Source organism: Klebsiella sp. GL120222-02, assembly GCF_003097195.1.
In the GTDB taxonomy this organism is placed as follows: domain Bacteria; phylum Pseudomonadota; class Gammaproteobacteria; order Enterobacterales; family Enterobacteriaceae; genus Klebsiella; species Klebsiella variicola.
The window spans coordinates 112,321-131,415 of sequence record NZ_QEQO01000004.1 but is presented as its reverse complement, the minus strand read 5'-3'; the positions used below and the strand labels follow the sequence as shown (position 1 = coordinate 131,415).

Annotated in this window: 19 protein-coding genes; 6 read left to right on the top strand and 13 right to left on the bottom strand. The window is 58.9% G+C overall.

Going from position 1 to position 19,095, the window contains the following annotated elements:
• Positions 1–54: 54 nt before the first annotated feature.
• Together phoR and phoB are read right to left on the bottom strand one after the other, a co-directional pair.
• Positions 55–1,350 carry a phosphate regulon sensor histidine kinase PhoR gene (gene phoR / locus N438_RS14505; protein ID WP_012968845.1) on the bottom strand — a complete coding sequence of 432 codons (1,296 nt, stop codon included), beginning with the start codon at positions 1,348–1,350 and terminating at the stop codon, positions 55–57.
• Between the two features lie 21 nt (positions 1,351–1,371).
• Positions 1,372–2,061, bottom strand: a complete 690-nt coding sequence (gene phoB, locus N438_RS14500; protein WP_002890343.1) for a phosphate response regulator transcription factor PhoB — start codon at positions 2,059–2,061, stop codon at positions 1,372–1,374.
• 182 nt (positions 2,062–2,243) lie between these two features.
• On the opposite strand from phoB, the gene sbcD reads away from it, so the two are divergent.
• Positions 2,244–3,449 (top strand): exonuclease subunit SbcD, encoded by a 1,206-nt coding sequence (sbcD, locus tag N438_RS14495; RefSeq protein ID WP_012542712.1) that lies wholly within the window; start codon positions 2,244–2,246, stop codon positions 3,447–3,449.
• Positions 3,446–6,583: an exonuclease subunit SbcC gene (gene sbcC / locus N438_RS14490; RefSeq protein ID WP_049165610.1), complete on the top strand. Its 3,138-nt coding sequence runs from the start codon at positions 3,446–3,448 to the stop codon at positions 6,581–6,583. Before sbcD ends, sbcC begins: the two co-directional genes overlap by 4 nt.
• 207 nt (positions 6,584–6,790) lie before the next feature.
• On the opposite strand, the gene mak is transcribed toward sbcC, so the two are convergent.
• Positions 6,791–7,705, bottom strand: a complete 915-nt coding sequence (gene mak, locus N438_RS14485) for a fructokinase (protein WP_032753741.1) — start codon at positions 7,703–7,705, stop codon at positions 6,791–6,793.
• A 91-nt stretch (positions 7,706–7,796) separates the two neighbouring features.
• Here mak and rdgC point away from each other — a divergent pair, with 91 nt between their 5' ends.
• Positions 7,797–8,708 (top strand): recombination-associated protein RdgC, encoded by a 912-nt coding sequence (rdgC, locus tag N438_RS14480; RefSeq protein ID WP_002890285.1) that lies wholly within the window; start codon positions 7,797–7,799, stop codon positions 8,706–8,708.
• A 71-nt stretch (positions 8,709–8,779) separates the two neighbouring features.
• Here rdgC and ppnP read toward each other — a convergent pair whose 3' ends face one another.
• The 4 genes from ppnP to aroL form a co-directional block, all read right to left on the bottom strand.
• Positions 8,780–9,064: a pyrimidine/purine nucleoside phosphorylase gene (gene ppnP, locus N438_RS14475; RefSeq protein ID WP_002890284.1), complete on the bottom strand. Its 285-nt coding sequence runs from the start codon at positions 9,062–9,064 to the stop codon at positions 8,780–8,782.
• A gap of 77 nt (positions 9,065–9,141) precedes the next feature.
• Positions 9,142–9,822, bottom strand: coding sequence for an AroM family protein (locus N438_RS14470; protein WP_116696349.1), 681 nt, complete (start codon positions 9,820–9,822; stop codon positions 9,142–9,144).
• Positions 9,823–10,070: 248 nt separating this feature from the next.
• Positions 10,071–10,262 (bottom strand): YaiA family protein, encoded by a 192-nt coding sequence (locus N438_RS14465; RefSeq protein WP_008805350.1) that lies wholly within the window; start codon positions 10,260–10,262, stop codon positions 10,071–10,073.
• 71 nt (positions 10,263–10,333) lie between these two features.
• A complete protein-coding gene (aroL, locus tag N438_RS14460) occupies positions 10,334–10,867 on the bottom strand; it encodes a shikimate kinase AroL (RefSeq protein ID WP_008805349.1) in 534 nt (177 codons plus the stop codon).
• A gap of 327 nt (positions 10,868–11,194) precedes the next feature.
• On the opposite strand from aroL, the gene N438_RS14455 reads away from it, so the two are divergent.
• The gene (locus tag N438_RS14455) at positions 11,195–11,893 is read left to right on the top strand and encodes a DUF2076 domain-containing protein (RefSeq protein ID WP_023322130.1); all 699 of its coding nucleotides are present in this window, start codon (positions 11,195–11,197) and stop codon (positions 11,891–11,893) included.
• Here N438_RS14455 and N438_RS14450 read toward each other — a convergent pair.
• Positions 11,890–12,348 carry a YaiI/YqxD family protein gene (locus N438_RS14450; protein ID WP_008805347.1) on the bottom strand — a complete coding sequence of 153 codons (459 nt, stop codon included), beginning with the start codon at positions 12,346–12,348 and terminating at the stop codon, positions 11,890–11,892. The genes N438_RS14455 and N438_RS14450 overlap by 4 nt on opposite strands.
• A 116-nt stretch (positions 12,349–12,464) precedes the next feature.
• Here N438_RS14450 and proC point away from each other — a divergent pair, with 116 nt between their 5' ends.
• Positions 12,465–13,274 carry a pyrroline-5-carboxylate reductase gene (proC, locus tag N438_RS14445; RefSeq protein WP_008805346.1) on the top strand — a complete coding sequence of 270 codons (810 nt, stop codon included), beginning with the start codon at positions 12,465–12,467 and terminating at the stop codon, positions 13,272–13,274.
• A 70-nt stretch (positions 13,275–13,344) separates the two neighbouring features.
• Here proC and N438_RS14440 read toward each other — a convergent pair whose 3' ends face one another.
• The 5 genes from N438_RS14440 to N438_RS14420 form a co-directional block, all read right to left on the bottom strand.
• Complete coding sequence (locus tag N438_RS14440; RefSeq protein ID WP_008805345.1) at positions 13,345–13,662, bottom strand: PsiF family protein; 318 nt, start codon at positions 13,660–13,662, stop codon at positions 13,345–13,347.
• A 91-nt stretch (positions 13,663–13,753) separates the two neighbouring features.
• A complete protein-coding gene (gene phoA / locus N438_RS14435) occupies positions 13,754–15,184 on the bottom strand; it encodes an alkaline phosphatase (protein ID WP_012542718.1) in 1,431 nt (476 codons plus the stop codon).
• Positions 15,185–15,274: 90 nt separating this feature from the next.
• Entirely contained in the window at positions 15,275–15,535 is a 261-nt protein-coding gene (gene iraP / locus N438_RS14430; RefSeq protein ID WP_008805343.1) for an anti-adapter protein IraP, read from the bottom strand.
• Positions 15,536–15,835: 300 nt separating this feature from the next.
• Complete coding sequence (locus tag N438_RS14425; protein WP_008805342.1) at positions 15,836–17,035, bottom strand: multidrug efflux MFS transporter; 1,200 nt, start codon at positions 17,033–17,035, stop codon at positions 15,836–15,838.
• Between the two features lie 169 nt (positions 17,036–17,204).
• The gene (locus tag N438_RS14420) at positions 17,205–17,888 is read right to left on the bottom strand and encodes an extensin family protein (RefSeq protein WP_008805341.1); all 684 of its coding nucleotides are present in this window, start codon (positions 17,886–17,888) and stop codon (positions 17,205–17,207) included.
• Positions 17,889–17,987: 99 nt separating this feature from the next.
• Between N438_RS14420 and ddlA the strand changes: the two genes are divergently transcribed.
• The gene (gene ddlA, locus N438_RS14415) at positions 17,988–19,085 is read left to right on the top strand and encodes a D-alanine--D-alanine ligase (RefSeq protein WP_046881810.1); all 1,098 of its coding nucleotides are present in this window, start codon (positions 17,988–17,990) and stop codon (positions 19,083–19,085) included.
• The last annotated feature ends 10 nt before the right edge of the window (positions 19,086–19,095 follow it).

Sequence of the window (19,095 nt, the reverse complement as noted above, 5' to 3'; positions counted from 1 at the left end):
CGAAAATGACCAGCCGGGGCTGGTCATTGGCAAGATAAGCTGACAGCACGCCGATCAGGCGTCGTTTCTGGCAATTAATCGTTCCGGGAGCAGGAAGCTAAAACGGGTTCCCTTGCCCACCGTGCTGTCGATCTCCAGCCGGCTGTCATGATGGTTGACCGCGTGTTTGACGATCGCCAGTCCCAGGCCGCTGCCCCCCGTTTGCCGGGAGCGAGCTTTATCCACCCGATAAAAACGCTCGGTCAGACGGGGAATATGCTCTGGCGCAATGCCTGGCCCATTATCCTCGACGCTGAACAGCGCCCCCTGCGGGGTCCGCTGCCAGCTGACGCGAATTTCGGTCCCCGGCGGGGTGTGGTTCACCGCGTTATAGACCAGATTGGAAATGGCGCTGCGCAGTTGCTCCTCATTACCCAGCACCTTGAGCTGCTCGTCAACGGTGAAGATCAGCGTCTGTTTCTCCTGGCTGAGAGTTTGCGCCTCGCGCTCCACCACCCGCAGCATCATCGGCACGTCGATGCGGTCATTCATCGCCAGCGCCGGCGCGGCTTCAATGCGCGACAGCGTCAGCAACTGCTTCACCAGCCCTTCCATACGCTGAGTTTGCTCTCGCATGGTGTGCAGGGCTTTTTCCCGCGTCGCCCCCTCCAGTACCTGCTCCTGCATCATCTCCAGATAGCCCTGCAGCACCGTCAGCGGGGTGCGCAGTTCATGGCTGACGTTGGCGAAAAAGTTCCGCCGCGCCCCTTCCAGCTGATGCATCTGCGTCACGTCGCGCGCCACCATCAGCCACTGCTTATCGGTGTAAGGCATCACGCGAATTTCCAGATGGCGAGCGTTATTCAGCACCAGGTTGAGTGGCTTAGAAAAATCACGCTGTTTCAGATAGTTGGCGAACTCGGGATAACGCAGGAGGTTGAGAATATTTTGGCCACTGTCGTCCGGCCAGCGCAGGTTTAAAATCTGCTGCGCCAGGCCATTACACCAGAAAATGGCCCCCTCTTCCGTGGTCAGTACAACCGCATCCGGCAGCGATTCCGCCCCGCTGCGAAAGCGTTTAATCAGGCTTCCCAGCTCGCGTCGACGCTTTTTATTACGCATCTGCATCTGATGCAGACCATACAGCAGCGGCTCCCAGCTGCCGCGTCCAGGCGGAGGAGTCATGCTCCGATCCACCCACAACCACCACGACAGGCGCATCAAATTCCAGAAATGCCAGATCAGCAAACCGGTCACTGCCGCCAGTAAAAACCACGGCAGATGACCCACAAACGCCCCCAGAATCAGGGCCGGAATACACGCTAAAAAGAGCTCCAGCGCCAGCCTTTTCCATGACAGCCGTTCCAGCACGGGTCACACTCCTGTCAAAATTCAGAAACGGGCGGAGAAACGATACCCCGTGCCGCGAACCGTTTGCACCATGCGATCATGGCCACTGTGTTCCAGCGCTTTGCGCAGGCGGCGAATATGGACGTCCACCGTGCGGTCTTCCACATAGACGTTGGTTCCCCAGACGTGGTTCAGCAACTGCTCGCGGCTGTACACTCGCTCAGGATGGGTCATAAAGAAGTGCAATAATTTAAATTCCGTCGGCCCCATGTCCAGCGGACTGTCGCCGGTCATCACCCGATGCGACGAAGGGTCGAGGCTCAGACCCTGCATTTCGATCACCTCTTCCACCGCCATCGGCGAAATACGGCGCATCACCGCTTTGATTCGCGCCACCAGCTCTTTCGGTGAGAAAGGCTTGGTAATGTAGTCGTCCGCGCCGGTCTCCAGGCCGCGAACACGATCCTCTTCTTCTCCACGCGCGGTCAGCATCACAACCGGGATATCCCGCGTCATCGCCTCGCGCTTGAGCAGCTTAATAAACTGCAGCCCCGAACCACCCGGCAGCATCCAGTCAAGGAGAATCAAATCAGGCCAGGGTTCATTGAGTTGATTCACCGCGCTGTCATAATCTTCCGCCTCGACGGGCTGAAAGCCATTTTGCTCCAGAACAAAGCAGACCATTTCGCGGATTGGAGCTTCATCTTCAACGACCAGAATTCTTCTCGCCATTATTTACCCTGTGTTTTTTAGCCATCAGTATAGAAGTGCGGCGTCATTATGCGTCACTTTTGTGACAGATTTATGAAAAAAATGACGGTCTGATGATCGGGTAATTTGAAGCATGACGCGGACTTACCCCGCGCCGACAAATGATATACTGCCGCCCATGCTTTTTTCGCTAGGGAAGATTTATGCGCCTCCTTCACACCTCCGACTGGCATTTGGGCCAGAATTTTTACAGCAAAAGCCGCGCGGCAGAACACGACGCTTTTCTTACCTGGCTGCTGGCCCGCGCGCAGGAGCATGAAGTCGACGCCATTATCGTGGCTGGCGATATTTTTGATACCGGCTCGCCGCCGAGCTATGCCCGCGAGCTGTATAACCGTTTTGTCGTCCAGTTGCAGCAGACCGGCTGTCGCCTGGTGGTGCTGGCGGGCAATCACGATTCAGTGGCGATGCTCAATGAGTCCCGCGATATTCTCGCCTTTTTGCACACCACCGTGGTGGCGAACGCCGGCTACGCGCCCATTGAGCTGCCGTTGCGCGACGGCACCCCTGGCGCCATCTTTTGCCCGGTGCCGTTTTTACGCCCCCGCGAGCTGGTTACCAGTCAGGCCGGCCACTCCGGTCGGGAAAAACAGCAACAGCTACTGCACGCCATCAGCGACTATTATCAGGAGCAGTATCAGCAGGCCTGCGCGCTGCGCGGCGATCGGCCGCTGCCCATCATTGCCAGCGGCCACCTGACCACCGTCGGCGCCAGCAAAAGCGATGCCGTCCGCGACATTTACATCGGCACGCTGGATGCCTTTCCGGCGCAACACTTCCCGCCTGCCGACTACATTGCGCTGGGCCATATTCATCGGGCGCAGGTGGTCGGTGGCTGCGAGCACATCCGCTACAGCGGCTCGCCGCTGCCGCTGAGCTTCGATGAAACCGGCAAAGCCAAATCGGTGCACCTGGTGAGTTTTAACGACGGGCGCCTCAGCGCCGTGGAAACCCTGGAGGTGCCCGTGACCCAGCCGCTGGCAGTGATCAAAGGCGATCTGGCCGCCATCACCGCCCAGCTGGAGCAGTGGCGCGGCGTCGAGCAGGACCCGCCGGTGTGGCTGGATATCGAAATCACCACCGAGGACTACCTGCACGATATTCAGCGTCATATTCAGGCGCTGACGGAGGATCTGCCGGTGGAAGTGTTGCTGGTACGCCGCAGCCGCGAGCAGCGCGAGAAAATATTGCTCAACGCCCAGCGGGAGACCCTCAGCGAACTGAAGGTGGAAGAGGTGTTCGAGCGCCGGCTGGCGCTGACCGAGATTGACGATGACAAGCGCGCCCGGCTGCACGAGCTGTTCACCCATACGCTGCATACGCTCACCGCGGAGGACGAAAACGCATGAAAATCCTCAGTCTGCGTCTGAAAAACCTCAACTCCCTGAAGGGTGAATGGAAGATAGACTTTACCGCCGAGCCGTTCGTCAGCAACGGCCTGTTCGCCATTACCGGCGCCACCGGCGCCGGCAAAACCACCCTGCTCGATGCCATTTGCCTGGCGCTTTATCACGAGACGCCGCGCCTGAATAAAGTTTCCCAGTCGCAAAATGACCTGATGACCCGCGATACCGCCGAATGTCTGGCGGAAGTCGAGTTTGAAGTCAAAGGCACCGCCTACCGCGCTTTCTGGAGCCAGAACCGGGCACGCAACCAACCGGATGGCAATCTGCAGGCGCCCCGCGTCGAGCTGGCACGCTGCGCCGACGGCAAAATCCTCGCCGATAAGGTCTCGGACAAACTGGAGCAAACCGCGACGCTCACCGGGCTCGACTATGGCCGTTTCACCCGCTCGATGCTGCTTTCCCAGGGACAATTTGCCGCCTTCCTGAACGCGAAGCCGAGCGATCGCGCGGAGCTGCTGGAGGAGCTGACCGGCACGGAAATCTACGGCCAGATTTCGGCCATGGTCTACGAACAGCACAAAGCTGCTCGCCACGCGCTGGAGAAGTTCGAAGCCCAGGCGGCGGGCATCGTTCTGCTGACGGAAGCGCAGCAGCAGGCGCTGCATGAAAGTTTGCAGGTACTCACTGACGAAGAAAAAACCCTGCTAACGCAGCAGCAAAACCAGCAACAGCAGCTTCAGTGGCTGACGCGCTGCGACGAGCTGGCGCAGCAGCACCAGCAGGCGGTTAGCCGGCAGCAGCAGGCCCGCCAGGCGCTGACCGACGCCGCCCCGGCGCTGGCGAAGCTTGAGCTGGCCCAGCCGGCCGCCCAACTTCGCCCCCTGTGGGAGCGTCAGCAGGAACAGGTGGCAGGTCTGGCGCAAACCCGGCAACGGATCAACGAAGTAAATGCTCGCTTACTTGCCTGCACCGCGCAGCGCGCGCGCATCCGCCGCAGCGCCCTGCACGCTCAGCAGCAGCGTCAGGCTGAACTGACGGACCTGGCGCAGTGGCTGGCGGCCCATGACCGATTCCGCTTATGGGGCCAGGAGATTGCCGGCTGGCGGGCGCAATTCTCGCAACTGACGCGCGATAAACAGCAGCTAACGGCTCAGACCACCCGCCTGGCCGCGCTGCGCCAGAAACTCAGCGCTCTGCCGGCCAGCTCCCTGTCATTGTCCGCAGAGGAAGTCGCGGCGGCGATGGCGCAGCAAACACAATCGCGGCCGCTGCGCCAGCGGCTGCTCTCCCTGCATGAACAGCATCAGCAGTTGCACAAACGCCTGCGGCAGAGCGCCGAGAACATCCAGCAGGCGCAAACGGAGCAGGCAAAACTCAATGCCACCCTGACGCAACGTCGGGAGCAATATAAAGACAAAAACCAGCACTATCTCGACCTGAAGGCGCTCTGCCAGCGGGAAGAAACGATTAAAGATCTGGAAGGTTACCGCGCCCGGCTTGAGGCGGGGAAGCCCTGCCCGCTGTGCGGATCCTGTGAACATCCGGCGATTGAGCAATACGCCTCCCTAACGGTCACGGATAATCAGCGCCGCCGCGACGCGCTGGAAAAAGAGGTCGCCGCGCTGAAAGAAGAAGGTCTGCTGGTCCTCGGGCAGGTCAACGCCCTGACGCAGCAGCTCCAGCGTGAGACCGAAGCGGCCCGGCGGCTCACAGAGGAAGAGCAAGCGCTCACTAAAGCGTGGCAGGAAACCTGCGCCGCTCTGCAGGTCACGCGGGATATTGCGCAAGAGATAAACGACTGGATGCAGGAGCAGGAGCGCTACGAGCAGCAGCTCTATCAGCTCAGCCAGCGTCTGATGTTACAGAGCCAGCTCAACGACCAGCAAGCGCTGGAGCGCCAGGCTCACCAGCAGCTGGAGACCACGCGCCAGGGGCTGGAGAACGCCCTGCAGACGCTGTCGCTCAGCCTGCCGGAAGAAGGCGCAGAAGCCGCCTGGCTGCACGCTCGCGAAAGCGAATTTGCCCGGTGGCAGGCGCAACAGACGCGGCATGGCGTGCTCCAGGAGCAGATCGCCGCCCTGAAACCGCTGCTCGATACGCTGCCGCCCGGCGATGAGGATGACGCGGAGGCTGAGCCGGTGATCCCGGACAACTGGCGCGAAATCCACGAGGAATGCCTGTCGCTGCACAGCCAGCTTGTCGCCCAGCAGCAACTGGAGACCGAAGAAACGGCGCGCGTACATCAGTCACAGACGCAATTCACGACTGCCCTGGCCGCCAGCCGCTTCAACGATCGGGAGGCGTTCCTCGCCGCACTGCTGGATGACGAGACCGCCCAGCGGCTGACGCAGTTAAAACAGTCGCTTGAGCAGCAGCTTCAGCAAGCGACGGTGCTCTGCGAGCAGGCGACTCAGCAGCAACAGGCGCATCTGGCGCTGCGGCCGCAAGGATCAGACGCGGACGGCCCCACCCTGCAAACGCAGCTGCACGCCCTGGCCCAGCGGCTGCGGGACAACACGACCCGTCAGGGTGAGATCCGCCAGCAGCTCAGGCAGGATAATGAAAGCCGCCAGCAGCAGCAGGCGCTGGGGCAGCAGATTGCAGAGGCGGCGCAGCTGGCGGACGACTGGGGCTATCTGAATTCGCTGATCGGCTCCAGCACCGGCGACCGGTTCCGCAAATTCGCCCAGGGGCTGACGCTGGATAATCTGGTCTGGCTGGCAAACCAGCAGCTCAACCGCCTGCACGGCCGCTATCTGCTGCAACGCAAGGCCAGCGAGGCGCTGGAGCTGGAGGTGGTCGATACCTGGCAGGCCGACGCCGTGCGCGACACCCGCACTCTCTCCGGCGGCGAAAGTTTCCTCGTCAGCCTGGCGCTGGCCCTGGCGCTGTCAGACCTGGTGAGCCATAAGACACGGATTGACTCCCTGTTTCTCGATGAAGGCTTTGGCACCCTCGACAGCGAAACGCTGGATACGGCGCTGGACGCCCTGGATGCCCTTAACGCCAGCGGCAAAATTATCGGGGTGATCAGTCACGTGGAGGCAATGAAGGAACGTATTCCGGTGCAGATCAAAGTGAAGAAGATAAATGGCCTGGGCTACAGTCGGCTGGACAGAGTGTTTGCGGTGGAGTGAGGTCTGAATTATGGCGATGTCCCCTCACCCTAACCCTCTCCCGGAGGGAGAGGGAACCGTCCGGCGCCGGTCTGTAATTTCGCACGCTATTGCGATTCCCCCTCTCCCTGCAGGGTGAGGGGTTCCCGGCCACTGCCTCAACCACCCGCACCGTACCGCTTTTCTCCCTCTCCCTGCGGGGAGAGGGCCGGGGTGAGGGGGAGCGGTTCAGGTCCCCTGGAGCGGCCATAGCCAGGCCGCGCCGCGTACTCCGCTGGAGTCACCGTGCAACGCTTTGCGGATCGGCGTTTCACACTCGCCGCCGAAGACCCACTGCTTCACCAGGTCCGGTACCGTTTGATACAGACGCTCGACGTTGCTCATCCCGCCGCCCAGCACGATAACGTCCGGGTCGAGGATATTCACCACGTGGGCCAGCGATTTCGCCAGCCGCTGTTCATAGCGGCTCAGCGCCAGTTCGGCCTTTTCGTCACCTTCGCCCACCAGACGCATAATCTCGCTGCCAGTTAACCCCTTGCCGCTCAGCCGCTGGTAGTCGGTGGCAAAGCCGGTGCCGGAGATAAAGGTTTCGATACATCCCTGTTTACCGCAGTAGCAGGGCACTTCGGCGCGATAGCGCAGCTCATCGTCGTTCATCCACGGCAGCGGGTTATGCCCCCACTCGCCGGCGTTACCGTTGCCGCCGATATGCGCCCGCCCGTTGAGCGACACCCCGGCGCCGCAGCCGGTGCCGATAATCACCGCAAACACCGTTTGCGCCCCCGCCGCCGCGCCGTCCACCGCCTCCGACACCGCCAGACAGTTGGCGTCGTTGGCCAGCCGGACTTCACGCTCAAGGCGCAGGCTGAGATCCTTATCAAAGGGCTGGCCGTTGAGCCAGGTCGAGTTGGCGTTTTTCACCACCCCGGTATAGGGCGAAATTGTGCCAGGAATGCCCATCCCCACGGTACCCTGCTGCCCGGTCGCCTGCTCGGCCATCGCTACCAGGGTGGCGATAGTCTCGATGGTTTGCCGGTAGTCCTCACGCGGCGTGGGTAACCGGTGGCGAAACAGCTGCTCTCCCTGGTCGCTCAGGGCTATCACTTCGGTTTTTGTTCCACCTAAATCAATACCAATACGCACGCTCAGCTCCTCACCCCGATTAACAATGCAAGCATAGCGACAATTCGCTATCATGCCCGCCTGATTTAACGACAAAGCCGTGGAAATTATCATGCTGTGGTTCAAAAATTTAATGGTTTACCGTCTCAGCCGCGATATCGAATTGCGCGCCGAGGAGATGGAAAAACAGCTGGCCGAGCTGACATTTACCCCGTGTGGCAGCCAGGATATGGCGAAAACCGGTTGGGTGTCGCCGATGGGATCGCACAGCGACGCGCTGACGCATACGGCAAACGGCCAGATCATTATCTGCGCGCGTAAAGAAGAAAAGATCCTGCCGTCGCCGGTGATCAAGCAGGCGCTGGAGGCGAAGATCCAGAAGCTGGAAGCCGATCAGGGCCGCAAGCTGAAGAAGACCGAGAAAGATTCCCTGAAAGATGAAGTGTTGCACTCGCTGCTGCCGCGCGCCTTCAGCCGCTTCAGCCAGACGATGATGTGGATCGATACCGTTAACGGCCTGATCATGGTGGACTGCGCCAGCGCGAAGAAAGCGGAAGACACGCTGGCCCTGCTGCGTAAAACCCTCGGTTCACTGCCGGTGGTGCCGCTGACCCTGGAGAATCCGATTGAGCTGACGCTGACCGAGTGGGTCCGCTCCGGCACCGTGGCGCAGGGCTTCCAGCTGCTGGATGAAGCCGAGCTGAAAGCGATGCTGGAAGATGGCGGCGTGATCCGCGCCAAGAAACAGGATCTGGTAAGTGACGAAATCGCCGTGCACATTGAGGCCGGGAAGGTCGTCACCAAGCTGGCGCTGGACTGGCAGCAGCGTATTCAGTTTGTGATCTGCGACGATGCGTCAATTAAGCGCCTCAAGTTCTGCGATGAATTACGTGACCAAAACGAAGATATCGATCGGGAAGATTTCGCCCAGCGCTTTGACGCCGACTTTATCTTAATGACCGGCGAGCTGGCTGCCCTGATCCAAAGCCTGGTAGAAGGGCTCGGCGGCGAAGCGCAGCGCTAAGCGCCGCTTTCCTTCCTGCCAGGCAGGAAGGAAAAAACAACCCGGCGGCAGGCGCCGGGTGTCACTCTGGCTTACAGATAGCGGCACAGATAAGAGGTTGGCTCAGCCACCTGCAGATGAAATTCGCTGTTGCCTGGCACATTGAAAACTTCGCCGGCGGCGTAAACTTTCCACTCAGTCTCACCCGGCAGCAGGACATTCAGCGCCCCGCTGACCACCGTCATCTCTTCCGGCTGCGCCGTACCAAAGGTGTATTCCCCTTCCGCCATCACGCCAACGCTGGCGCGACCGGTACTGCTGCTGGTGAAGCCAATGGATTTCACTTTTCCGTCAAAGTATTCATTGCTTTGAAGCATAAACAAGCCCTTCTGATCGTCGGTTAAAGGCTCAATATAGGGGGCGCTCCTTGCCCCTGTCACGTGAAATTAACACATTAGACCAATAGTTCTGCCGCCAGTCGGGAAACCAGCACATTCGACAGCAAAACCGGGACGTCCAGGGCTTTTTGTAACACATCGCGGTGATGCTGATAGTAACCGAGACAGTCGAGCACCAGCACGTCGGCGCCCTGCTCCAGCAGCGTTTTGCCGGCGCTTAATAACTCACTGTCGCTGCCGGTAAAAGGGTTGGCCAGCGCGTAGTACGGCGACTTTTCCAGCGAGAGCCACTTTTGCCGCTGCATAGGCATGATCTCTTCCACCGGCACGATCACCCCCACCTGATGCCCATCGACGATCGACGCCACCAGCGGCGGGATGATCCGCTGCGGCTCAAGAAGGATCGCATGGTGGGTTGTAAAACCGCTTAACTGTTCGGAGCTAAGCAACAGGATCACATCATAGTTCTGCCGATCCAGCATCGCGATCACGCTGCGGATATCGCGTTCAATTTTCTGCCGCGATACCATCACCAGCTGGTTATCATTGAGCAAGGTCAGCAGGCCCTGCTCGCCGTCACCCACCGCGTACTCTTTGGTTACCTCAGCATGTGTCATATCGCCCAGCAAACTAATGTGGGTGATCTGTTCTTCCCTGATATGTTCGGTCAGGAGCGGCAACACTCCCGCCAGCGGCACAATGCCGATGGTCAAAATTGCCATCGTTGCACTACTCATATCATGTACCTTTTCACTACCACTGCTTCAAGACAGACTTACCACACACGGCATCCGCCCCCTGGTGAGTAAAAATCAACCGTCGAGAAGCGTAGCAGTTCCGCGCCGCGGTTGAATGTAAAGATTGCCGGGCGACAGCGGCGTGCCTGAAAAATCCGTGTGTTAGATATTCATTAGTACGACTGATAAATAAAAAATGTGAGATACGCCCGATATTGCCAGTATGGCCGGCAATCCGGGCTCAGGGGTTACGACTTATCAGGATCTTCATAGCGCCGCTTGGCATCCACGGCTTCCTGCTCGGTAGGATGTTCGCTGATCAGCGAATTGGGTTCAGGATAATCCGCGCGGAGTTGATACCAGGTGACGGTCTGACCCTGCGGGCCTTTCTCTACCGCAACCACGCGCGCTTCTCTCGGATATGGGGGCCTGTTTGGCATAGTTCTTCCTTCTTCTGGTATCAGAACTATCAAGTATAGGCGCCCCTCGCCGCCTTAATGTAAGTAAATTCTTAACTTACCGGGGTTGCCGTCGCGCCGCACAGCATGGTCATAATCTGCTCCACCACCCGATCCGGGGAGGCCGTGGCATCGACAATATGATGGGCGGCATCACGGTATAAGGCTTCGCGCTGCGCCAACACCTCGCCCACTTCCTCACGTACCGGCTTACCGGTAAGCGTCGGCCGCTGTTCGGCTTTTGGGTAGGCCTCCAGACGATCAATGAGCGCCGACACCGAGGCCTGCAGATAGATCACCACGCCGTTTTCCCGCATAAACTGGCGATTACCTTCCGCCAGCACAATACCGCCGCCGGTGGCGATCACCGTATTCGGCAGAGTCACGGCCTTCAGCGACAGGGTCTCCAGTTCGCGAAAACGCGCCCACCCTTCTGCCTGCACGATCTCTGCCACCGTCCGCTGCTCATGGGCCTGCAGCCGATGATCGGTATCGGAGAACTGAAAATGCCGCGCTCGCGCCAGCGCATGACCGACGGTGGTTTTACCGCAGCCGCGTGGCCCGATGAGAAAGATTGGCTGTGTCATGACCGAAGACCCCCTGGTTCCGCCTGTCGTAAAATATGAAAACGAAAGAACGTATTATCGCTGTTTGTTCCGTAACGTAGTCGTAAACAAAACGTTACACAACTTCTTTACACCCCATCACCACAGTGACAAAAGGGGTTCTTGATGTAAACTTATCATTGCATTAAGTGTTTAACCAGCTTTACTTTCGGCTGGGCGTTATTTTTTATCCAACGCTGGCGTAAACGGTAACACATTTATGCATAGCTTTACGAAGCAACATATTTACAACATCGTGTTTCAGACGCACCCTGATGCCTATTCGACAGTGTGACAGAGGAATGTAACATGCAATCTGAAGAACAACGCCTTATTGATGGACTGTTTTCCCGGCTAAAAGAGGCTGAGGCGCACAGTGCATCGCGCGATACCAGCGCCGAGGAGCGGATTGCCCAACATGTAAGCGCGCAGCCGGCGGCCCCCTACTATATGGCGCAAACCATTCTTATCCAGGAAGCCGCGATTAAACAGCTTAACGATCGCATCCAGGCGCTGGAGAGCCAGGTCAGCCAGCTGCAGGCGGCGAAGCCCAGCAGCGGCGGATTCCTCTCCGGCCTGTTTGGCGGTGGCGGCTCGTCACGCGGCTCTGACCCCATCCCGGGCGCGGAGCAATACGGTCGCCCGCAGGCCAGCGCCCAGCCGCAGTATGCCCCGCCGCAACAGCAACAGAACTATGCCCCGCAGGCAGCGGCACGCGGCGGCGGCTTTATGGCAGGCGCGCTGCAAACGGCCGCAGGCGTAGCGGGCGGCGTGGTGCTGGGCAATATGCTGACCAACATGTTCAGCGGCTCGCACCCGCAGGAGATTGTCAATATCATCGAAGAGCAGCCGCAGCCTGCTGCCGCCGCCGCGCAGGACGCCACCGCGGGTGACGATCCGTTCCGCCAGGGAGACGATCAGTTCCTTGCCGACAACACCTGGAACGACGACTTCGACGCCGGCTTTGGCGACGATGATATTGGCAGCGACGACGATAGCTGGGTTTAACCCTGCTGACGCTTAACCGCCAGCAACCACTTCTCCAGCTCGGCAGCAAACTGTTGCCGGTCGCGCTGCGATAAACTATCCGGGCCGCCGGTCTGCACGCCGCTGGCCCGCAATGTCTCCATAAAATCCCGCATCGTCAGGCGCTCGCGGATCGTCGCCTCACTGTAGCGTTCCCCGCGCGGATTCAGCGCCGCCCCGCCCTTCGCCAGCACCTCTGCCGCCAGCGGGATGTCGGCGGTGATGACTAAATCTCCCGCCGCGCACTGGCGAACGATTTCGTTATCCGCCACGTCAAAACCTTGCTCAACCCGCAAAGTGCGGATGAAACGCGACGGCGGCACGCGCAGCGGCTGATTCGCCACCAGCGTCACCGGGGTCTGGGTACGCTCTGCCGCGCGGAACAAAATCTCTTTAATCACGTTCGGACACGCGTCCGCATCTACCCAAATAGCCATGCCAGCTCCTGTTACCTGCAATAAGTGACGCCAATGTTACCTGCTTTTCTCCCCCATGAAAGCGCCAGGATGGTAAGCTAATCAGATCGTAACGAAAAAAGCAGAGGGGAATGGTGATGGATAAGAAAATTGGCTTTATCGGCTGCGGCAATATGGGTAAGGCCATTCTGGGTGGACTGATCGCCAGCGGCCAGGTACAGCCGGGACAAATCTGGGTCTACACCCCGTCGCCGGATAAGGTTGCGGCTCTGCGCGACCAGTATGGCATCAACGCCGCCGGGAGCGCTCAGGAAGTGGCGCAGATTGCCGATATCGTCTTCGGCGCGGTTAAGCCGGGGATCATGACCAAAGTGCTGGGCGACGTCGCCTCAAGCCTGAATAAAGAGTCGCTGGTGGTCTCCATCGCCGCCGGGGTCACGCTTGAGCAACTGGCGCGCGCCCTCGGTCACGATCGCAAAATTATTCGCGCGATGCCCAATACGCCGTCACTGGTCAACGCCGGTATGACCTCCGTCACGCCTAACGCGCTGGTGAGCAGCGAAGATGTGGCCGAAGTGCTGACCATTTTCCGCTGCTTTGGCCAGGCGGAACAAATTGCCGAGCCGATGATCCATCCGGTGGTGGGCGTGAGCGGCTCCGCGCCGGCCTATGTCTTTATGTTTATCGAAGCGATGGCCGATGCCGCCGTCCTCGGCGGCATGCCGCGCGCCCAGGCCTATAAATTCGCCGCCCAGGCGGTAATGGGCTCCGCCAAAATGGTGCTGGAGAGCGGCGAGCATCCGGGGGCGCTGAAAGATATGGTCTGCTCGCCTGGCGGGACCACCATCGAAGCCGTCCGCGTACTGGAAGAGAAAGGGTTCCGCTCCGCGGTGATCGAAGCCATCACCCAGTGTATGGAGAAATCAGAGAAACTGAGCCGCTCCTGAGCCTGAGAGGGTAGGCAGCAATGCCCTGAGTGTTCAAAGAAGAAGGGAGCGGATAAGCGCTCCCTTTTTTTCAGGCTTTCTTCAGGCAGGTACTCATGAAGGTACTGCGTTCATCACCCTTCAACGATTTTGCCGAGGCCGCTTTGTTGCAGTCGCTCATCTTCTGCTGCTGAGGGGTGAGCGCTTTTCCTTGCGACGTAGTGGTCTCTTTTTTCAGGCACTGGCTCATAAACGTTTTGCGCTCATCTCCTTTCAGCGCTTTGGCTGACGCTTGCTGATTGCAGTCCGTCATCTTTTGCTGCTGTGGAGTGGGCGTTTTTTCTGCCGCGCCAACCGCGCTGATAAAGATCAAGCCAAACAGTAGAGTCATTAGTAAGGTTATTTTCATCGCACCATCCTTCTGTGAGTGGATCGTTGTAAGTCTGGACGCAGATAGAAAAAAAACCAGCCGGTGACGCGATTTCGCCACCGGCAGCGACTTATTTCAGACTCAGGGCGGCTTTCATGGTCGAGAACAGGTCGGTCTGGTCGGTCAGGCCGACGACGTTAGCCGCGTGTGGACCGTAGGCCGCAATGCGCAGCTGGGTGCCGGTATGCTCCATCGACTCTTCCTCAGAGTTGCCGTAGCTCATGACCATCACTGCGCCATCGTGGGTATTCAGAGCCTGGGTCAGTCCCGGGGCTTTGCTGTCCGCCGGAATGATCTGGCTGGCGTGCGCATGGTCGGCGGTGACGATCACCAGGGTATTGCCGTCTTTTCGCGCAAACTCCAGCGCCTTCTGCACCGCTTCGTCGAGGTCTACGGTTTCGCCGATCTGGCCACACGGATTCGCCGCATGATCCTGTTTATCGATGGAAGCGCCTTCCACCTGCAGGAAGAAACCTTTCTCGTTGCGGCTCAGCAGGTCAATCGCTTTCTCCGTCATCTGCGCCAGCGTCGGCACCGAGGCGTCGCGTTTCGGGTTTGGCGTACAGGTCACCGGCGCCTTATCGATATTGCCGTGATAAGACGCCTTCGGCCCTTCCCAGCGAACCGGCATATTGCCATCGGCGAAGAGTCCCAGCAGCGGCTTAGCCTGACTGGCGTCAGTCGCGGCGGCAAGGGAAGCCGCGTCGGTCACAATCTGGTAGCCGCGCGCTTCCGCCTGCTCGCGCAGGGTTTTGCCCTGCCACTCGCCCGCCGTCGCCGTTTCGGCAAAGGTCTTCGCCCCGCCGCCTAAGGTGACATCCGGCCGGGCGTTCAGCAGCTGTTCGGTAATGGAGCCTTTGCCCCCTTTCTCCAGCGCATTGCTGGGGCATTTTTCACTGGTGACCGTGGGGCCGTAACATTTACGCGATGTCACATGCGCCACCAGCGCTGCGGGGGTGGCGTCCTGCAGCTCGGCGGTGGAAACGTTGCCGGTGGCCAGCCCCGCCGCTTTCGCCAGCTCGAGGATGGTCTGATGCGCGTTCTCATGAATATCGACGCCCAGCGCGCCGTTATAGGTCTTGACGCCGGTGGTCCAGGCGGTGGCGGACGCCGCCGAGTCGGTCACGTAGTCCGGTTTCCCGGTTTTTTTATCCAGCGAATAGTGCGTGTACTGCCCGGTTAACGGCAAGGCGTCAATCCCTTTAAAGAAACCGCCCGCCCCTTGCGCATAATTTCGCGCAGCGGTAATTTCCGAATCACCCATGCCATCGCCAATCAGCAAAATAACGTTTTTAGCCGGCTTATTGATTAACGAGGCGCGCAGCGCTTCGGTTTGATCGCCGGTTAAACGACGCGCGCCGCCGGGAGTGGTGATATCTCCCTGCGCAGCGCGATTTTCCAGAACCGGCGCAGCAGTCGTTTCTGCATGAATAACCGGCGAGCCCAGCAGAGGAACCAGGGCAATAAACAGGGCGCTTAATTTCACTTTTGTCATCTCCATGTAAAAAATACTTAAAAAAAACAAAACGAGGGAGACTTTATAAAAGGGAGATGACAGAAAAATGACGGCATCCTTGTCGTGTCACAAAGACTAGCTACGAGGATGCCGCAACAGCTTCTTTAGATATTGCTGCAGCAGCATCGCATCCTGGTCGTTGACCGGCGGACAGGGCGTCACCTGGTCAATCGCCTGTTCTATATCCTGAATCAATGCCTGCTGGGCATCATGCTCCATATGGCGCAATAATGCGGTGACCACGATCTCCAGCGCTTCAACCTGCACCGTCAGTTCCTTTGCTTCTTCTTCCTTTTGCGCCAGTTTAACCAGTAACTCAGCAATGAGATTCTTCATAGCACCAGTTCCTTATGCGAGGCCTGTTTTTGATTGGGATGTCATACCCGATGACGGACCTCAGAATTACTTAAAATAAGAATCATCGCAACACCCAATATACAGCGAAACGTTTTACCACAACAAAATACCACTATAAATAGTATTGTTTAATCATGGTCGGGGATGGTTATAACCAGATGGTGCAGGAAATAATAAAATGGAATAGCGCTCACGGCATGGCGATAACAAAAAGTAATGGTAAATGTACCGACGGTGAATAACGCTGACGGTATCGCGATAAATACCGTCAGCAGAGGTTCAGGCGTTAGCCCGGCGGGTGCGGCGCAGCATCCATGCCAGCTGCCAGAGGTTAATGAAAACGATAATGGCGGTAGCAATAAACACCCAGCGGAAGCCGGCCATCGCCGATACAGAGGCGCCAATCAGCGGCCCGGCGACGTTGCCCAGATACATAAACGACTGGTTATAGCCAAAGATGCGTCCGGTGACGCTGTCGCTGCTGTATTTCAGCAATAAAGTCTGCACCGCCGGGAGCATCGCGCCATCGGCAAAGCCGAGCAGGAAACGCAGCGTACCCAATTGCAGCGGGGTGGTGACAAAAGACATGGCGAAAAACATCACCACTGCGCAGCAGAGCGTCGCGAGCAGGATCCGCGAGGTACCGATGCGATCGCCTAACTTACCCAGCCGTGGCGCAGAAATCAGCGCCGACACGCCAGGCACCGCGGCGATCATCCCGGCCAGAAAGGCGATATTGTTGCTGTCCGGCGCCATCGACTTGATAAACAGCGCCAGGATCGGGCCAATTGAGCCGTTGCACAACTGGATCACCAGGGTGGTGAAGAACAGGCTGATCACCAACCCCGGATAGGGTAAAGAGGCAAGGACTTGTTTTCCGGTGAGGCGCTCGCTTTTACTGACCTGAGGGCGCCCTCCCTCTTTGATCAGAAACAGGGTCACCAGAAAACTGATGGTCAGCAGGATCGCCGTAATAAAAAAGACCATCCGCAGCCCGACGTGGTCCGCCAGGAAGCCGCCCAGCAGCGGGCCGCCGATCACGCCGCTGATTTGCGCGGTTGATAGCGTGCTCAGCGCCCAGCCGCTGCGCTCGCGCGGCACCTGGGAGGCCACCAGCGCCATGGCGTTGGGGATATAACCGGAGGTTAAGCCCATGATCGCCCGCAGGATAAACAGCTGCCAGACGTTAGTGGCGAAGGCCTGCAGTAAAATAGCAATCGCCATCCCCAGCGAGGCACGCAGCAGCATCAGCTTGCGGCCTTTGCGGTCTGCCAGGCTCCCCCACATCGGCGAGACGATCGCCGAGACAAGAAAAGTCACGCTGAAGGTCAGCCCCGACCACATCGACAGCGCTTCATGCGAGGTAACGCCCAGCTGGGAGACGTAGAGGGGCAAAAAAGGGAGAATTTGACTGATCGCCAGGCCGGTAAAAAAGCAACCAAACCAGACGGAGATGAGATTAACCTTCCAGGATTCCATAACTACGCGTATTCATTAATGATTTGCCAATTATTACCTAGCTTAGCAATTTCATTCCACTGGTGTACTACCATAGATGCGCTGGCGGTGAGTTTGGTGTTTTATGAGTGTGGATGAGAACCTGACGAAGCATTTTCTGGTCATTTAGGCTACTCACAGCGCTTTATGCTCAAAAGCAGAAGCCCTGTCCGCGCATCCCCAGATGAAAATGATTGGCGTGAGCCGCATTGTACTCTGGCCCCAGCGCGTTGCCGAAGTAGTGGCAGCTGTTGTTCAACAGCGCCGCCAGCCAGGGATGCGAGGTCTCGCTCCGCCAGCCCTGCAGGACGCTGACGCGTCGGCCGTCCGCCAGGCGGAAACCGCTGACGTCCAGCGCGTCCGCCGTGGCGTGTTCACTGCGCCGCGCCTGTTGCCGATGGTAGATATTGCGGCAGGCGAAGCTGCCGAGATGATCGATCTGGCGCAGATCGCTCGCCATCAGTTGACGGGTCAGCGGTTTCGCCTGCTGCTCGACATACAGCGCACTGCTCAGCGCCAGCGGGCAGCTGGCGAGGAAACTGCTGCTCAGCGTCACGCTGCCAAAATTCGCTACCCGCACCACGTTATGCAGCGGGCAGCTTCCCTCGCTGTCGGCCACCGGCTGGCTGGCAATAAGCCGCCGGCGATTGGCTTCCGCCAGCAGGGAGGCGCACTGGTCTGCCGTCAGCCTGCGTAGCTTGAATGACGTCAACCAGCCCGGGGGATCGTTAAGCGCCAGCGGCGCCAGCGGATTCAGGTGCGGCGGCAGATAGCGGTATCCTAACAGGCCCGCGCCGAGCATCCCGGCCAGCACCAGCAGCGTCTTTCCTCTCACGCCCACTCCCGTCAATTGATCAGGTAAATATTATGGCAGGCAGGCAGCGGTTTCACATGGTATGTTATGCCCTTTGATGTTATCTGGATGGAAGTTGAAATGGCAAAGATGAGGGTTGGGATCGTTTTTGGCGGCAAGTCGGCGGAGCATGAAGTGTCGCTGCAGTCAGCGAAGAATATCGTGGAAGCGATTGATAAATCGCGCTTCGATGTGGTTCTGTTGGGTATTGATAAACAGGGGCTATGGCACATCAACGACGCCGGCAACTACCTGCTCAATGCTCAGGATCCTGCCCGCATTGCCCTGCGTCCTTCCACGGTGACCCTGGCGCAGATCCCGGGCCGAGAAGCACAGCAGCTGATTAACGCCGACAGCGGCCAGCCGCTGGCGGCTATCGATGTGATTTTCCCCATCGTCCACGGCACGCTGGGCGAGGATGGCTCCCTGCAGGGGATGCTGCGCATGGCGAATCTGCCTTTCGTTGGTTCCGATGTGCTGGGCTCCGCGGCCTGTATGGACAAAGACGTGACCAAACGTCTGCTGCGCGATGCCGGGCTCGCCGTCGCCCCGTTTATCACCCTGACCCGCGCCAACCGCGCGCAGTTCAGCTTTGCCGATGTCGAAGCGAAGCTGGGGCTGCCGCTGTTCGTGAAGCCGGCCAACCAGGGATCATCGGTTGGCGTCAGCAAAGTTAAAAACGAAGAGCAGTACCATCAGGCGGTGGCCCTGGCCTTTGAATTTGATCATAAAGTCGTGGTGGAACAAGGCATTAAAGGGCGGGAAATTGAGTGTGCGGTGCTGGGTAACGACCACCCGCAGGCCAGCACCTGCGGTGAAATTGTCCTCAACAGCGAGTTTTACGCCTACGACACCAAATATATCGATGACCAGGGCGCGCAGGTGGTGGTCCCGGCCGCCATCGCCCCTGAGATCAACGACAAAATCCGCGCGATTGCAGTGCAGGCCTACCAGACCCTGGGCTGCAGCGGCATGGCCCGCGTCGACGTGTTCCTCACCGCCGACAACGAGGTGGTGACCAACGAGATCAACACCCTGCCGGGCTTTACCAACATCAGCATGTATCCGAAGCTGTGGCAGGCCAGCGGCCTCGACTACACCAGCCTGATCACCCGGCTGATTGAGCTGGCGCTGGAGCGCCATGCCGCGGACCGGGCGCTGAAAACCTCCATGAACTAAAACGCGTTTA

What these genes read in the sequence shown, in the direction of transcription:
- phoB (WP_002890343.1), bottom strand. Translation starts at nt 2,061, where the DNA reads ATGGCGAGAAGAATTCTGGTCGTTGAAGATGAAGCTCCAATCCGCGAA.
- sbcD (WP_012542712.1), top strand. Translation starts at nt 2,244, where the DNA reads ATGCGCCTCCTTCACACCTCCGACTGGCATTTGGGCCAGAATTTTTAC.
- sbcC (WP_049165610.1), top strand. Translation starts at nt 3,446, where the DNA reads ATGAAAATCCTCAGTCTGCGTCTGAAAAACCTCAACTCCCTGAAGGGT.
- rdgC (WP_002890285.1), top strand. Translation starts at nt 7,797, where the DNA reads ATGCTGTGGTTCAAAAATTTAATGGTTTACCGTCTCAGCCGCGATATC.
- ppnP (WP_002890284.1), bottom strand. Translation starts at nt 9,064, where the DNA reads ATGCTTCAAAGCAATGAATACTTTGACGGAAAAGTGAAATCCATTGGC.
- N438_RS14470 (WP_116696349.1), bottom strand. Translation starts at nt 9,822, where the DNA reads ATGAGTAGTGCAACGATGGCAATTTTGACCATCGGCATTGTGCCGCTG.
- N438_RS14465 (WP_008805350.1), bottom strand. Translation starts at nt 10,262, where the DNA reads ATGCCAAACAGGCCCCCATATCCGAGAGAAGCGCGCGTGGTTGCGGTA.
- aroL (WP_008805349.1), bottom strand. Translation starts at nt 10,867, where the DNA reads ATGACACAGCCAATCTTTCTCATCGGGCCACGCGGCTGCGGTAAAACC.
- N438_RS14455 (WP_023322130.1), top strand. Translation starts at nt 11,195, where the DNA reads ATGCAATCTGAAGAACAACGCCTTATTGATGGACTGTTTTCCCGGCTA.
- N438_RS14450 (WP_008805347.1), bottom strand. Translation starts at nt 12,348, where the DNA reads ATGGCTATTTGGGTAGATGCGGACGCGTGTCCGAACGTGATTAAAGAG.
- proC (WP_008805346.1), top strand. Translation starts at nt 12,465, where the DNA reads ATGGATAAGAAAATTGGCTTTATCGGCTGCGGCAATATGGGTAAGGCC.
- N438_RS14440 (WP_008805345.1), bottom strand. Translation starts at nt 13,662, where the DNA reads ATGAAAATAACCTTACTAATGACTCTACTGTTTGGCTTGATCTTTATC.
- phoA (WP_012542718.1), bottom strand. Translation starts at nt 15,184, where the DNA reads ATGGAGATGACAAAAGTGAAATTAAGCGCCCTGTTTATTGCCCTGGTT.
- iraP (WP_008805343.1), bottom strand. Translation starts at nt 15,535, where the DNA reads ATGAAGAATCTCATTGCTGAGTTACTGGTTAAACTGGCGCAAAAGGAA.
- N438_RS14425 (WP_008805342.1), bottom strand. Translation starts at nt 17,035, where the DNA reads ATGGAATCCTGGAAGGTTAATCTCATCTCCGTCTGGTTTGGTTGCTTT.
- ddlA (WP_046881810.1), top strand. Translation starts at nt 17,988, where the DNA reads ATGGCAAAGATGAGGGTTGGGATCGTTTTTGGCGGCAAGTCGGCGGAG.